This window comes from Streptomyces sp. B6B3, from assembly GCF_039871525.1.
Classification (GTDB): domain Bacteria; phylum Actinomycetota; class Actinomycetes; order Streptomycetales; family Streptomycetaceae; genus Streptomyces.
Window position 1 is genome coordinate 102,544 of the sequence record NZ_JBDPLU010000001.1, and the last position, 12,807, is coordinate 115,350.

General features: G+C 74.5%; 16 protein-coding genes and 1 pseudogene. 6 read left to right on the forward strand and 11 right to left on the reverse strand.

The window, feature by feature from the left end; genetic code table 11:
* Positions 1 to 36 precede the first annotated feature (36 nt).
* Positions 37 to 267: pseudogene (locus ABGB06_RS00430) on the reverse strand (aldo/keto reductase); the annotation flags it as partial.
* A 78-nt stretch (positions 268 to 345) separates the two neighbouring features.
* Positions 346 to 1,197, reverse strand: coding sequence for an EamA family transporter (locus ABGB06_RS00435; protein ID WP_347584522.1), 852 nt, complete (start codon positions 1,195 to 1,197; stop codon positions 346 to 348).
* Between the two features lie 62 nt (positions 1,198 to 1,259).
* On the opposite strand from ABGB06_RS00435, the gene ABGB06_RS00440 reads away from it, so the two are divergent.
* Positions 1,260 to 1,883, forward strand: coding sequence for an Lrp/AsnC family transcriptional regulator (locus ABGB06_RS00440; protein WP_347584523.1), 624 nt, complete (start codon positions 1,260 to 1,262; stop codon positions 1,881 to 1,883).
* On the opposite strand, the gene ABGB06_RS00445 is transcribed toward ABGB06_RS00440, so the two are convergent.
* On the reverse strand, positions 1,871 to 2,242 hold the full coding sequence (locus tag ABGB06_RS00445; RefSeq protein WP_347584524.1) for a helix-turn-helix domain-containing protein: 372 nt from the start codon (positions 2,240 to 2,242) through the stop codon (positions 1,871 to 1,873). The two genes, ABGB06_RS00440 and ABGB06_RS00445, sit on opposite strands and share 13 nt — an antisense overlap.
* Between ABGB06_RS00445 and ABGB06_RS00450 the strand changes: the two genes are divergently transcribed.
* On the forward strand, positions 2,237 to 3,040 hold the full coding sequence (locus ABGB06_RS00450; protein ID WP_347584525.1) for an NAD(P)-binding domain-containing protein: 804 nt from the start codon (positions 2,237 to 2,239) through the stop codon (positions 3,038 to 3,040). The genes ABGB06_RS00445 and ABGB06_RS00450 overlap by 6 nt on opposite strands.
* Here ABGB06_RS00450 and ABGB06_RS00455 read toward each other — a convergent pair.
* On the reverse strand, positions 2,997 to 4,451 hold the full coding sequence (locus ABGB06_RS00455; protein WP_347584526.1) for an MFS transporter: 1,455 nt from the start codon (positions 4,449 to 4,451) through the stop codon (positions 2,997 to 2,999). The genes ABGB06_RS00450 and ABGB06_RS00455 overlap by 44 nt on opposite strands.
* A 68-nt stretch (positions 4,452 to 4,519) precedes the next feature.
* On the opposite strand from ABGB06_RS00455, the gene ABGB06_RS00460 reads away from it, so the two are divergent.
* Positions 4,520 to 5,227 (forward strand): TetR/AcrR family transcriptional regulator, encoded by a 708-nt coding sequence (locus ABGB06_RS00460; RefSeq protein WP_347584527.1) that lies wholly within the window; start codon positions 4,520 to 4,522, stop codon positions 5,225 to 5,227.
* Positions 5,224 to 5,841: an RdgB/HAM1 family non-canonical purine NTP pyrophosphatase gene (rdgB, locus tag ABGB06_RS00465; protein ID WP_347584528.1), complete on the forward strand. Its 618-nt coding sequence runs from the start codon at positions 5,224 to 5,226 to the stop codon at positions 5,839 to 5,841. Before ABGB06_RS00460 ends, rdgB begins: the two co-directional genes overlap by 4 nt.
* A 45-nt stretch (positions 5,842 to 5,886) precedes the next feature.
* Here rdgB and ABGB06_RS00470 read toward each other — a convergent pair whose 3' ends face one another.
* The 6 genes from ABGB06_RS00470 to bcp all read right to left on the reverse strand — a co-directional run bounded on the left by ABGB06_RS00470 (position 5,887) and on the right by bcp (position 9,273).
* A complete protein-coding gene (locus ABGB06_RS00470; RefSeq protein WP_347584529.1) occupies positions 5,887 to 6,309 on the reverse strand; it encodes a type II toxin-antitoxin system VapC family toxin in 423 nt (140 codons plus the stop codon).
* Positions 6,306 to 6,536 carry an antitoxin gene (locus ABGB06_RS00475; protein ID WP_347584530.1) on the reverse strand — a complete coding sequence of 77 codons (231 nt, stop codon included), beginning with the start codon at positions 6,534 to 6,536 and terminating at the stop codon, positions 6,306 to 6,308. The genes ABGB06_RS00470 and ABGB06_RS00475 overlap by 4 nt, the downstream gene beginning before the upstream one ends.
* A gap of 54 nt (positions 6,537 to 6,590) precedes the next feature.
* Positions 6,591 to 7,217 carry a class F sortase gene (locus ABGB06_RS00480; RefSeq protein WP_347584532.1) on the reverse strand — a complete coding sequence of 209 codons (627 nt, stop codon included), beginning with the start codon at positions 7,215 to 7,217 and terminating at the stop codon, positions 6,591 to 6,593.
* Positions 7,214 to 7,915 carry a hypothetical protein gene (locus ABGB06_RS00485; RefSeq protein ID WP_347584533.1) on the reverse strand — a complete coding sequence of 234 codons (702 nt, stop codon included), beginning with the start codon at positions 7,913 to 7,915 and terminating at the stop codon, positions 7,214 to 7,216. The genes ABGB06_RS00480 and ABGB06_RS00485 overlap by 4 nt, the downstream gene beginning before the upstream one ends.
* A gap of 92 nt (positions 7,916 to 8,007) precedes the next feature.
* Complete coding sequence (locus ABGB06_RS00490) at positions 8,008 to 8,787, reverse strand: HAD-IIA family hydrolase (protein ID WP_347584534.1); 780 nt, start codon at positions 8,785 to 8,787, stop codon at positions 8,008 to 8,010.
* Positions 8,788 to 8,805: 18 nt separating this feature from the next.
* A complete protein-coding gene (bcp, locus tag ABGB06_RS00495) occupies positions 8,806 to 9,273 on the reverse strand; it encodes a thioredoxin-dependent thiol peroxidase (RefSeq protein ID WP_347584535.1) in 468 nt (155 codons plus the stop codon).
* 148 nt (positions 9,274 to 9,421) lie between these two features.
* On the opposite strand from bcp, the gene ABGB06_RS00500 reads away from it, so the two are divergent.
* Complete coding sequence (locus tag ABGB06_RS00500) at positions 9,422 to 9,745, forward strand: DUF3618 domain-containing protein (RefSeq protein WP_347584536.1); 324 nt, start codon at positions 9,422 to 9,424, stop codon at positions 9,743 to 9,745.
* A gap of 162 nt (positions 9,746 to 9,907) precedes the next feature.
* Positions 9,908 to 10,210 carry a co-chaperone GroES gene (locus tag ABGB06_RS00505; protein ID WP_347585382.1) on the forward strand — a complete coding sequence of 101 codons (303 nt, stop codon included), beginning with the start codon at positions 9,908 to 9,910 and terminating at the stop codon, positions 10,208 to 10,210.
* Positions 10,211 to 10,300: 90 nt separating this feature from the next.
* Here ABGB06_RS00505 and ABGB06_RS00510 read toward each other — a convergent pair whose 3' ends face one another.
* The gene (locus ABGB06_RS00510; RefSeq protein WP_347584537.1) at positions 10,301 to 12,754 is read right to left on the reverse strand and encodes a transglycosylase domain-containing protein; all 2,454 of its coding nucleotides are present in this window, start codon (positions 12,752 to 12,754) and stop codon (positions 10,301 to 10,303) included.
* Positions 12,755 to 12,807 lie beyond the last annotated feature (53 nt).

The window sequence follows — 12,807 nt, forward strand, 5'->3', positions numbered from 1 at the left end:
CGTCAGACGGGACTCACCGCGCACGATGTCGTCGTTTCACACGGGGCCGATGACCGGGTGGGGGCGGTAGGAGCGTTCGAGGGCCGTCGTCTCGTCCTCGGTCAGCGTCAGGGCCACCGCCGCCACCGCGTCGTCCACGTGGTGGGTGGCCGTCGCGCCCACGATGGGTGCGGTGACCGCCGGCCGTCCGAGCAGTCAGGCCAACGCCACCCGCGCCGGCGGGCAGCCGCGCGCCTCGGCGACCGCGCGGACCGCCGCCACCACGGCCTCAGCTCATCATGCCGAGGCAGATCCGCGAGACGGTCAGCCCGGTGGTGCCGAGGCGGGCGTAGGTCATCTCCGGCTTCATGCTGTCTGGTTCTCCTTCGTGTCCTGGTGGTGCAGCGCGACGCCGCCGACGACGAGGGCGATGCCGAGCAGGTCCTGCGGGGTGGGCACCTGGTCGAGGACGAGGAGCCCGACGAGCGTGGCGACGGCGGGCAGCAGGCAGAGCAGCAGGGCGAACGTGGCGCGGGGGAGTCGGGCCATCGCCAGCTGGTCGGCGACGTAGGGGATCACCGAGGAGCACACGCCGACGCCGACGCCCCACAGCAGCCAGGTCGGATGGGCGAACGCGACGGCGCCGCCGGCCGCCAACCCGACCGGGGTGGCGGCCACGGCCGCCACCAGCATCGCGGCGCCGAGTCGGTCGACTGCGCCGGCGCCGGAGTTGGCGCTGCGGTGGCCGAGCACGACGTAGAGCAGGAACAGGGCCGCGTTGCCGAAGGCGAACGCGAAGGCCAACGGCTCCCCGGCCAGGCGGATGTCGGTGAGGACGGCCACACCACCCACGGCGAGCAGCAGGGCGCACAGGTTCCGGGGCGTCCGGATCCCGGCCGCCGCCAGGGCCACCGTGCCGAGGAACTCGATCGCGCCGACGGTGGACAGCGGCAGGCCGTCCAGGGCCAGGTAGAAGAGCGAGTTCATGCCCGCGAGCGTCAGGCCCAGGGCCACCAGCAGGCCGCGCTCCCTGCGGTCGGCCCGCCGCAGCACACGCCACGGCCGGCACCACACCGCGAACACGGCGGCGGCGCTGACGATCCGCAGCCACGCGACGCCGAGCGCGTTGACGTGGGCGAAGAGCAGCACGGCGAACGCCGGACCGAGGTAGTGGAACACGGCGCTGACCACGAAGTACGAGACGGGAGGGGGGCGCATCTGGCTATTCTTGAAAGCGCGTTGCCGCGATGGAATGGCAACCTGAAGGTGGGAGAAGCCAGATGCCTCAGGATTCGAAGCAGAACGACCTCGCCGCCTACAGCGCGCCGAACGGGCCGCTCGACGACGTCAACGTGCGCCTCCTCACCGAACTGCACGCGAACCCGCGCGTCACCATGTCGGCCCTCGCCCGCCGCGTCGGGATGTCCGCGCCCGCGGTCACCGAACGGGTGCAGCGGATGGAACGGGCCGGGGTCATCACCGGCTACCAGCTGAACGTCGCCCCTGAGGCCCTCGGCCTGCCGGTGGCGGCGTTCACCCGGATCCGGCCCACGCCGGGACAGCTCCCGCGGGTCGCCAAGCTGGCCGCCGAACTGCCGCAGGTCAGCGAGTGCCACCGGATCACCGGCGAGGACTGCTTCCTGGTCAAGATCCACGCGCCGACCGTGGCCGACCTCGAAACGATCCTCGACCGCTTCGCCCCGCACGGCCAGACCACCACCTCGATCGTGGTCTCCACCCCCGTCCCGCCCCGGCCCCTCCCGGTGCCGACCCAGGCGCCCTATCCACCCCACCCACCCCATCCGCCGCGCCCGTCCGGCCCGCCTCGGCCGTCAGCCGGTCCGTCGGAGGAAGGGAAGCCGCCGCCGGAGGAACGGAAGCCGCCTCAGGATCAGGCGTCCTGAGGGGAGTCCCGGCGCGCTGTCGCGTTCTCCTGCGCGGCCAGCAACTCGTCGGCGTGCTCGGTCGTCCAGCGGCCGAGGGCCCGCAGCGGGCCGTCGACCAGGCTCTGGCCCAGGGCGGTCAGGGCGTACTCGACGCGCGGCGGCGCCTCGGCGTGCGCGTGGCGGTCGACCAGGCCGTTGGCGAGCAGGCGGCGCAGGGCGTCGGTGAGCGCCTTGTCGCTGATCCCGCCGATCGCGGCGCGGAGCTCGCGGCGGCGGCGCGGTCCGCCGTCGAGGGCCGCCAGGACGACCGGATCCCAGATGTGGACGAAGAGGTCGGTGGCGGCCCGCAGCCGGCAGTCGGCGACCCACTCGTGCATGGGGCCAGCATCGCACGCCCGGCACGCACCGATCGGTGCGTATCGACCTCCCTACCGTGGCTGACCACGCGATCCGCTGGGGATGCGAGGAGGGAGACGGCGATGCGCATCGGGATCCTGGGCACGGGGGCGCTGGCGGCGGCGCTGGGCGAGGGCTGGGTTCGGGCGGGACACGCGGTGGTGATCGGCGGGCGGTCGCCCGCCAGGGCGGAGCGGCTCGCCGACCGGCTGGGCGGCGGGGCGCGCGCCGTCCCGCCGCGGGAGGCGGTCGTCGGGCGCGACGCGGTGCTGCTCGCCGTGCCGTGGGACGCGGCCGAGGACATGCTCCGCCTCGCCGGCGCGTCCGACGGCTCGCTGGCGGGGACGCCGCTGATCGATCCGACGAACGCCGTGGCGCACGGAGTCGGCGTGCTGCTCACCGAGGACGGCGAGCCGATGGCCCGGCGGATCGCCGGCCTGGCTCCGGGAGCGCACGTCGTGAAGGCGTTCCACCTCTTTCCCGCCGCCCAGTGGACGGGGACGGGGGCGGGCCCGGGGACCGCGAACGTCTCCCTCGTGACGGTGGCCATGTGCGGCGACGAGCCGGCGGCGCTCGACGTCGTGAGCGAGCTGGTGCGCGACGTCGGCGGGACGCCGGCCGTCCTGGGGGCGCTGGACCGGGTCCGTCAGCTGGAGGAGGTGGCGGGCTTCGTCATCGGGCTGGTCTTCGCGGGGTGCGACCCCGGCTCCGCCGTGCCCCGGGCCGCCTCGTCGGCTACCCGGCCCGGCGGGCCGGGCGAGCCCCGCGCGGCACGGTGAGGGCGACGAGGACGGCGGCGACCAGGAGCGCGGCGCTGAGGGTCAGGCCGAGCGCGTAGCCGTCGTTCAACGCCTCGGGCGTGGTCGCCTCGCCGGTGCGGTGGTGCGCCGCGGTGCCGAGGGCGGCCAGCCCGAGCGAGGCGCCGATCTGGCGGGAGCTGTTGAGCAGGCCCGCCGCGGTGCCGGTCTCGTGGGCCGCGACGCCGGCGGTGGCGACGGAGACGACGGGCCCGAGGCAGAGCCCGAAGCCGACGCTGGCGACGAGCGAGGGCCCCAGGACGTCGGTGGCGAAGGCGCCGTCCGGGCTGATCAGGCCGAACCAGGCGAACCCGGTGGCGGTCAGCAGCCCGCCGACGGTCATCAGCGTCCGCGGCGCGAGACGGTAGCCGAGCCTGATGGCGAGCACGGAGCCGGCGACCACGCCGAGCGCGAACGGCAGGAACTGGATGCCGGTCGCCGCGGGCCCGGCGCCGAGCACCCGTTGCACGTAGAGCGACACGAAGTAGAAGGCCGAGGCCATGGCCCCGCCGACCAGCAGGTTGTAGGCGTTCGCGGCGGCGACCGAACGGTGGGCGAAGAGGCCGAGCCGGACGAGCGGATCGCGGGCGGTGGTCCGCTCGACGTGGAGGAAGGCGGCCAGCAGCGCGACGGCGACCGCCAGGGTGGTCACCGTGACCGGCGAGGTCCACGCGTACCGGTCGGTGCGGACCACGCCGAACACCAGCAGGGTCATGCCCGCCGTGGCCAGGCCGGCGCCGAGGACGTCCGGCCGGCTGTCGCGGGCCGGCGGCGGTCCCGCGGCGACGCCGCGCCAGGTCAGGGCCAGCGCGCAGGCGGCCATCGGCACGTTCACGAACATCACCCAGCGCCAGCTGGCGTACTCGGTGAGCAGGCCGCCGATCAGCACCCCCAGCGCGCCGCCGGCGGCGTTCATCGCGCTCCACACGCCGAAGGCCCGGACGCGGGCCCGGCCCTCGGGGAACGTCGCGGTCAGCAGCGCCAGCGCGGACGGAGCCAGCGCGGCGGCGCCGATGCCCTGGGCGACGCGGGCGGCCACCAGCTGTCCCGGCTCCTGCGCCAGGCCGCCGAGGAGCGAGGCGAGCCCGAACAGTGCGAGCCCGAGGAGCAGGACCCGCCTGCGGCCGTACCGGTCGGCGGCCTTGCCGCCCAGCAGGAGCAGCCCGCCGAAGGTGAGGGCGTAGGCGTGGATCACCCAGGTCAGGTCCACGTCGCTGAAGCCGAGGCCGACGGCGATCCGCGGAAGTCCCACGTTCACGACCGACAGGTCCAGGGACACCATGAACTGCACCACGGCCACCGCGGCGAGGGTGAGCCCGGGCTGGACGGCCGTGCTGGTGGCCGAGCCGGTGGAGGTGCTGGTGGAGGTGCTGGTGGGCGACTTTGGGAACATGTTCCGAAAGTACCTCCGACGGCGGACCCCTGTCCAGCGCGAATCGGCGGGGGCGGCATGATGGGGCCGTGCCCCGAAGCAACGCACCGCACGGCCGCACCGGCCGGCCACCGGTGACCTCCCGCGCCCGGATCCTGGCGGCGGCCCGGCAGATCATCGAGCGGGACGGCTGGGAGAAGCTGACCGTGCGCCGGCTGGCCGGGGAGCTCGGTATCGGGACGACGACCCTGTACCACCACGTTCGGGACCGGGAGGACCTGCTGGTCCAACTGCTCAACGAACACCTGGACCAGACCCTGCGGCCCGACCTCCCGGGCGAGCCGCGGGACCGCATCGTCGCGGCGGCCACCGCGATCCACGACTCCCTCGCCGCCTGGCCGTCGGCCGCCGAGATCCTCACCGTCGACGGCTTCCTCGGCCGCCTCGGCGAACCGGCGCTGCGCGTGGTCGAGACCATCGTGGCCGGGGCGGTCGACGCGGGATGCACGCCCACGCAGGCCGCGAACGTGTTCCGCAGCACCTGGTACTACACCGTCGGCGAGATCCTGGTCCGGGCCCACTCCGCCCACTCCACCCACCGGCGGGCCGGCGACGAGCGACCCGCCGACCGCGACGCCTTCTTCGGCGCCGTCGACATGTCCGGGATGCCGAGCCTCGCCGCCATCGGCGACGAGTGGCCGGCACTGGCCGCGCGGGACACCTACGTCCCGGGGCTGCGGGCCTTCGTGGACGGCCTGCTCGCCCAGGCCGTGGCTGGGGCAGAATCGGGCGCATGACCCGTCTCGTACTCGCCACCCGGAACGCCCACAAGATCGCCGAGCTGCGCGCCATCCTCGCCGAGTCCCCGTCCGTCGGACCCGACGTGGAACTGGTCGGCGCCGACGCGGTGCCGGACGCGCCGGAGGTCGCCGAGACCGGGGTCACCTTCGCGGCCAACGCGCTGCTCAAGGCGCACGCCCTCGCGCGGGCCAGCGGGCTGCCGGCGATCGCCGACGACTCCGGGCTGTGCGTCGACGTGCTCGGCGGCGCGCCCGGCATCTTCTCGGCCCGGTGGGCCGGCAAGCACGGGGACGACCGGGCCAACCTGGAACTGCTGCTGGCCCAGCTCGCCGACGTGCCCGACGAGCACCGCGGCGCGCACTTCGCGTGCGCCGCGGCGCTCGCGCTGCCCGACGGCACGGAACGGGTGACCGAGGGCCGGCTGCGCGGCACCCTGCGCCGCGCCCCGTCCGGCGCCGGCGGCTTCGGCTACGACCCGGTCCTCCAGCCGGACGGGGACACGCGCACCTGCGCCGAGCTCACTCCGGAGGAGAAGAACGCCATCAGCCACCGCGGCCAGGCGTTCCGCGCCCTGGCCCCGGTGGTCGGCGAACTGATCGGTGATCAGTGATCAGTGACCGGCGGTCCGGCACCTGAGCGCGGTGTCGGCCGCGTCTCAGAGGGTCTCGATGCGGCAGCGCGTGCCGTTCAGGGCGTCGTAGCCGCGCGCGATGCGGGCGTCGCTCGTGACGAACGGCACGGTGAGCGTTTCGGCGAGGGCCACGTAGGAGGCGTCGTAGACCGACAGGTTCGACGCCAGGCGAACCATGCGGGGCCACAGGGGGACCACGTCGTGGCGCACCAGCGGGAGCTCCCGGTAGATCTCCATGGCCTTGTCCCGGTCGCGCGCGGAGAGCTGGGCCGGAGTGCCCGCTCCGCTCCGGCGGGCCATTCCGACCAGGGCGGACAGGATCTCCGTGTCCAGGAGATTCGGCGCCGCCAGGCCGTCCTCGCGGTCGAACCGGTCGCGGACCGCCTTTCCCCGGTGTCCGGTGTCGGTGAGGGCATGCACGAGCGCGGAGCAGTCGACGACGATCACCGGCGCTCGCGGCCCGCCGCGATGAGGGAGCTCACGTCCACGTCGCTGAGATCCGCGCTGGCGGTGTCCCGCATGCGGGCGACGCTCTCCTGCAGCGTGGGGGTGGTGGCGTCCCGGGCGACCAGATCGCGCAGGTACGCCTGCAGCGACTGGCCCGACCGGGCGGCCTTGGCCTTGAGCGCGGCGAGTGTGTCCTCGGGAACGTCCCGGATGGTGATCGCGGTCATGCCATCATTATGCCAGCAAGAGCTGCACTGTGACTGCGCATGGTGCGCCCCGTCTCATCCCGTGCCGGTGAGCCGGGCCGAGACGACGACGTTCGCGGAGTAGCCGCCCGTCTCGTGGTCGTAGTCGCCGCCGCAGGTGATCAGGCGGAGTTCGGCGGCGCCGTCCTCGTGCGGCCCGTAGACCCGGTGCGCGTCGAAGTCGGCGTGCTCCACCACCTCCGTGTCGCTGACCGTGAACTCCGCGGTGGAGCCGTCCTCCCTGGTGATCCGCGCCCGGGTGCCGGGTTCGACGCTGCCGAGGTCGTGGAACACGGCCGGATCGGTCGCGGTGTCGAGGTGGCCGACCAGCACTGCCGCGCCCGCCGCGCCCGGCGTCGGGCCCGCCGCGTACCAGCCCACCGCATCCGGCGTGTCCAGCGGCGGCGGCGCGACGCCGCCCGCCGCGTCGAGGCCGCGCGGCACGATGGCGGCGCGCACGCCGATCGCGTCGATCTCCAGCAGCGTCGGGGCCGGGTCGCCGGACAGCGGCGCGGCCCGGGCCACGGCGGGGGCGCCCTCGGCGGTCGTCCCCGTTCCGGCCCCGCCGAACGGCCCGCCGTCCGTGAGCCGGCAGCCCCACGTCCACAGCACGAACAGCAGCAGCGTCCAGACCGCGCAGGACGCCAGGCGGCCTGATCTCACTCCCCGCTCCGGGTGCGGCGCCTGGCGGCCACCGCCGTGCCCGAGAGCAGCGTGCCGGCGAGCACCGCCAGGCCGGCCGGGCCGATCGTCAGGCTCGCGCCGCCACCGCCCTGTCCGGTGGCCGTGCCGCCGCCGCCCGCCTGCACGGGGGCGGTGGGGGAGGCGGGCTGTGGGCTCGGCTCGGCCGGGGTCGCGGGTCGGGTCGCGTCGGCGGCACCGGTCGCGCCACCCGGGTCCGCGGCTCCCGCGGTGGCGTCGGAGACGACCAACTCGCCGGTGACGGTGGCCTCGTGGCCGTCGCAGGACACCTCGACCGGATGGCTGCCGGGCTCCGCCGTCGAGCTCACCAGCGTCTCGCCGACCAGGACGCCGGCCTCGGTCGGATCGGGCGCCAGCGGCGCGTCGGCGACGAACGCCGCGGACCGCGCGTTGCCGAAGTCGCCCGCGCAGCCCGTGACCCGCAGCTCGACCTCCTCGCCGCGGCTCGGATCCGCCGGCACCACCGTCACGGCACCCACACCGCCGCCCGGGTCCGCCGCGAACGCCGTGCCCGTGACGGCCGTGGCCGCGAACGCCGTGCCCGTGACGGCCGTGGCCGCGAACGCCGTGCCCGTGACCGCCGCGCCCACCAACGCCGCGCCCACGCGCGCCACCCGCGCGGCGCCGCACAGCGGCCTCGCTCTGCCCAGGCTGACCATCTCGCACGACCTCCGGCTCGGTACTCCGAAGGTCGCCGCCGAGGCCGCGCCGCGCACCCGCAGCGCGGCCGTACGGGTGGCGTGCCCGGGCGTCAGATCAGCTCGATGAGGTCCTCGATGGAGTCCGCCACCGCCATCGGCCGGAACGGGTACCGGTCGATCTCCTCGCGCCTGGTCACCCCGGTCAGCACCAGGAACGTCTCCATGCCGGCCTCCAGCCCTGCCAGCACGTCGGTGTCCATCCGGTCGCCGATCATCGCGCTGGTCTCCGAATGCGCGCCGATGAGGTTCAGTCCGGTCCGCATCATCAGCGGGTTCGGCTTGCCCACGAAGTACGGCTCGCGGCCCGTGGCCTTCGTGATCAGCGCCGCCACCGAACCGGTCGCGGGCAGCGCGCCCTCGATCGAGGGGCCGGTGTTGTCCGGGTTGGTGGCGATGAACCGGGCGCCGTCGTTGATCAGCCGGATCGCCCTGGTCAGCGACTCGAAGCTGTACGTCCGGGTCTCGCCGAGCACCACGTAGTCCGGCGACATGTCGCTGAGCACGTACCCGACGTCGTGCAGCGCCGTGGTCAGCCCGGCCTCGCCGATGACGTAGGCCGAGCCGCCGGGGCGCTGGTCGTCGAGGAACCGCGCGGTGGCGAGCGCCGAGGTCCAGATCGACTCGACCGGCACCTCGAGGCCCATCCTGGCCAGCCGGGCGCGCAGGTCGCGCGGCGTGTAGATCGAGTTGTTCGTCAGCACCAGGAACGGCCGGCCCGACTCCTTCAGCCGCGTCACGAAGCGCTCGGCGCCCGGCACGGGCACGCCCTCGTGGATGAGGACGCCGTCCATGTCGGTCAGCCAGGACTCGATCGGTTTCCGCTCAGACATCGCCTGCACCCCCGTCCCTCAGAGGTCCAGGTCTTTGATCAGCTTGGCCACGTGCCCGGTGGCCCTGACGTTGTACATCGCCCGGGCCACCCGGCCCTCCTCGTCCACGACGACCGTGGAGCGGATGACGCCGGTGACGGTCCTGCCGTACATCTGCTTCTCGCCGTACGCGCCGTAGGCCGCCACGACCGTCTTCTCCGGGTCGCCGACCAGCGTGACCCGCAACGACTCCTGGTCGCGGAACTTCGCCAGCTTCTCCGGGCTGTCGGGGGACACGCCGATCACGTCGTACCCGGCGGTGGCGAGCAGTTCCAGGTTGTCCGTGAAGTCGCACGCCTGCTTGGTGCAGCCTGGCGTGAGGGCGGCGGGATAGAAGTAGACGATGACCTTGCGCCCCCGGTGGTCGGCGAGGGAGACCTGCTTCCCGTCGGCATCGGGCAGGGTGAAGGCGGGGGCTTCGTCGCCGGGCTCCAGACGCGCGCTCATCGTGTCGTGCTCCTCGGGGGGTGGCGGTCGGGTGTGGTCGTCAGGGACGGTGGATCGCCACCAGCCTAATCGGGGGAGGCGACGGGCAACGCGGCGGAGGAGCTGACACACTGTGGGGGAACCAGGAACAGCGACGGAGGCGTGAGCGGTGGCGGAAGCAGCCAGGACCCCTGCGGAGATCGAGGCGCGGATCGCCAGGCGGCGGCGGGACCTCGCCGCGACCCTGGACGAGATCGCCGTCCGGGTGCACCCCCGGACGATCGTCGGCGACGCCAAGGCCCGCGCCGCGGAGACCGTGGACCGCACCGCGGGCCGGGCGTTCACCGCCGTGGGCCGCGGGGTCGAGGGCGTGCGCGGCACGTTCGTCTCGCCCGAGGGCGCGCCGCGGCTCGAACGGCTCGTGCCCGTCGCGCTGCTGGCCGTCGCGGTCACCGGCCTGCTCGTCCTCTCCTCCCGCCGGCGCCGCGACTAGGTCCGGTCCGGTGTCGGTCCGGTGTCGGGCGGGCGTCGGGCGGCGGATCCCGCCGCCCCGCGCGGACCCGGCGGGCCGCGCCTGATATACGGTCGTTCCGTGAGCGCTCAATCCACCCCCGGCCCCACCGCCGGCCCCAGCCACGACAAGCTGCCCATCCGGATGTTGCACGACCGGGTGCTGGTGCGGGCCGACAACGGCGAGGGCGAGCGTCGCTCGTCCGGCGGCATCGTCATCCCGGCGACGGCCCAGGTCGGTCGGCGCCTCGACTGGGCCGAGGTGGTGGCCGTCGGCCAGAACGTGCGCACCGTCGAGGCCGGGGACCGGGTGCTGTACGACCCGGAGGACCGCGCCGAGGTCGAGGTGCGCGGGGTGTCCTACGTGCTGATGCGGGAGCGCGACCTGCACGCGGTGGCCGCCGAACGGCTCCAGGGCACCGACGACTCGACCGGCCTGTACCTCTAGCCTTCCCGGCTCACGAACCCCGTCCTCGTCAGGCCGCGTCCTCGGGCGCCCGGGGAGGGCCAGCGAGGGCGGCCCCGGCCGGCCGTCTCGTCAGCCGCTGGGCCGGGAGGGGGCGTTGGCGTCCTCGATGATCGCGTTCAGGGGGAACGGCTCCGCCGTGTACGGCGGCGACGGCAGGCCGGTGGCGCCGCCACCTCCTGCCGACTCCGGCGGCCGTCCCGGCGCCCGCTCCGGCAGCCGCGGTTCCGCCGGGCCCGCCGAACCCGTGGGGGACGCGGAGCCCGTGGCGGACGCGGCGGGAGTCGAGGGCGCGGGGATCCCGGCCGCGGCCGGCGAGGGCGCCTCGTCCGTGGGCTGCGGGGCCGTGGGTTCCGGGGCGGTGGGCGACGGCGTCGTGGGAGCCGGCGAGGCCGGCGGGGGAGAGGCCGGGGTCGTGGGCTCGCCCGAGGGCTCGGGCGGCTCGGGGCTGATGTCGGGCTCCGGTTCGGTCAGCACGAACTCCGTCGGCGGCGCGCCGGCCATCGCGTCCGCCGTGTACTGCCCCCAGACCATCGCGGGGAAGCCGCCGCCGTTGATCCGTTCCAGACCCGCCACCCCGTACAGCGGCCGGTGCACGCCGGTGACCGGGTCCTGTCCGAAGACCGCGACCACGGTGGACAGTTCCGGGGTGTAGCCGGCGAACCAGGCGGCCCGGTCCTCCTCGGCGGTGCCGGTCTTCCCGGCCGCCGGGCGGCCCGCCGAGAGCGCGGCCATGCCGGTGCCCTGGTCCACCACGCCGCGCAGCACCGCCGTGGTGGCGTCGGCCGCCTCCCGGGACAGCACCCGCTCGGTGTCGTCCGACGGCAGCGGCAGCTTCTCGCCGTCGCGGGTGATCCGCTCGACCAGCACCGCCGGATGCCGGACGCCGTGATCGGCCAGCGTCGCGTAGGCCTGGGCCAAATCCAGCGGGCTCGGCGTGGCGGTGCCGAGCGCGATCGAGCCGTGCGCGCCGTCCAGGCCCGGGGTGTCGGCCGGGATGCCCAGCGCCACCGCCACCTCCCGCACCCGCTCGGTGCCGACGTCCGCGCCGACCTGGGCGAACACCGCGTTGATCGACAGGTCCATGGCCTCGGCGACGGTGACCTCGCCGTAGTCCTTCTCGCCCTCGTTCTCCGGCGACCAGCCCGTGCCCTCGCCGTCGGTGCCGACCACCTCGCGGCCGCTGTCGCCGTTGTACTTCGTGTCCGGGCCGATCAGCTCGCCGTCGCCGGTGCGCGCGGCGTGCTCCAGGGCCGCGGCGTAGACGAACGGCTTGAAGGTGGAGGCCGCCTGGTAGTCGCGCCGGGTGGCGTTGTTGAGGAACATCTCCGTGAAGTCCCGGCCGCCGTACAGCGCCACCACCCGTCCGGTCCCGACCTCCACGGAGGCGGCGCCGGCCCGGGCGTAGACGTCCTCGGGGCGCAGCTCCGGGTCGAGCGCGGACATCAGCTGCTCCCGCATCGCGTCGCTCAGCGCCTGCTGCCGGTCCGGGTCGAACGTCGTGGTGATCTTCAGACCGCCCTCGGCCAGCGCCGCCTCGTCGACGACGCCGGCCTCCAGCAGGTAGTCCTGGGCCGCCTCGACGAGGTAGCCGGTCTGCCCGGACAGGTCGTTGGCGGGCCGGACGGGGAGCGGCTCGGGGAAGCGCATGGTGTCCCTGCGCTCCTCGGCCAGCCAGCCCTCGGTGACCATGCCGTCCAGCACGTAGTTCCAGCGGGACATCGCGGCGCCGCGCTCGTCGGGGTTGGCACGCACGTCGTAGGCGCTCGGGGCGGCCAGCAGGGCGGCCAGGTAGGCGCCCTCGGCGACGGTCAGCTGGTGCGTGTCCTTGCCGTAGTACGCCTGGGCCGCTGCCTGGATGCCGTAGGCGTTGCGGCCGAAGTAGCTGGTGTTGAGGTAGCCGGCGAGGATCTCGTCCTTGCTCACCTCGCGACCCAGCTTCACGGCGATGAACAGCTCGTTGAGCTTGCGGGTGAGGGTCTGCTCCTGGTCGAGGTAGTAGTTCTTGACGTACTGCTGGGTGATGGTGGATCCGGACTGCCGGCCCTCGCCGTGCAGCATGTTCCAGCCGGCGCGGACCATCGCGGCGATGTCCACCGCGGAGGAGCTGTAGAAGTCCCGGTCCTCGGCGGCCAGCACGGCGTGGCGCACCGCCGCCGGCACCTGGTCGAGATCGATGATCTCCCGGTTCACCTCGCCGACCCGGGCCAGTTGGGAGCCGTCGGCGTACAGGTAGACGTTGTTCTGTGCGACGGCGGCGGCCTTGGGCTCGGGGATGTCGACCAGCAGGTAGCCGGCCAGCAGCGCCACGAACGACGCCGTGACCGCCACCAGCGACGCGGCCAGCAGCATCCGCCAGGTGGGCAGCAGGCGGCGCAGCCCGGTGCGGCGGACGGCGGGCCGCCCGGCGCTCTTCGACGGCCAGCCGGGCCAGCGGCCGCCGCCGGTCGGAGGGCCCGGCACCGGGTCGGGTTCGGCGGGAGTGCCGGGTGTGCCGGACGTGCCGGGAGGGGGAGTCTCGGTCATGGGTCTCCGGGTTCGTCCGCGCGGTGGTCCGTCCCCAACGACACGACCTTGCC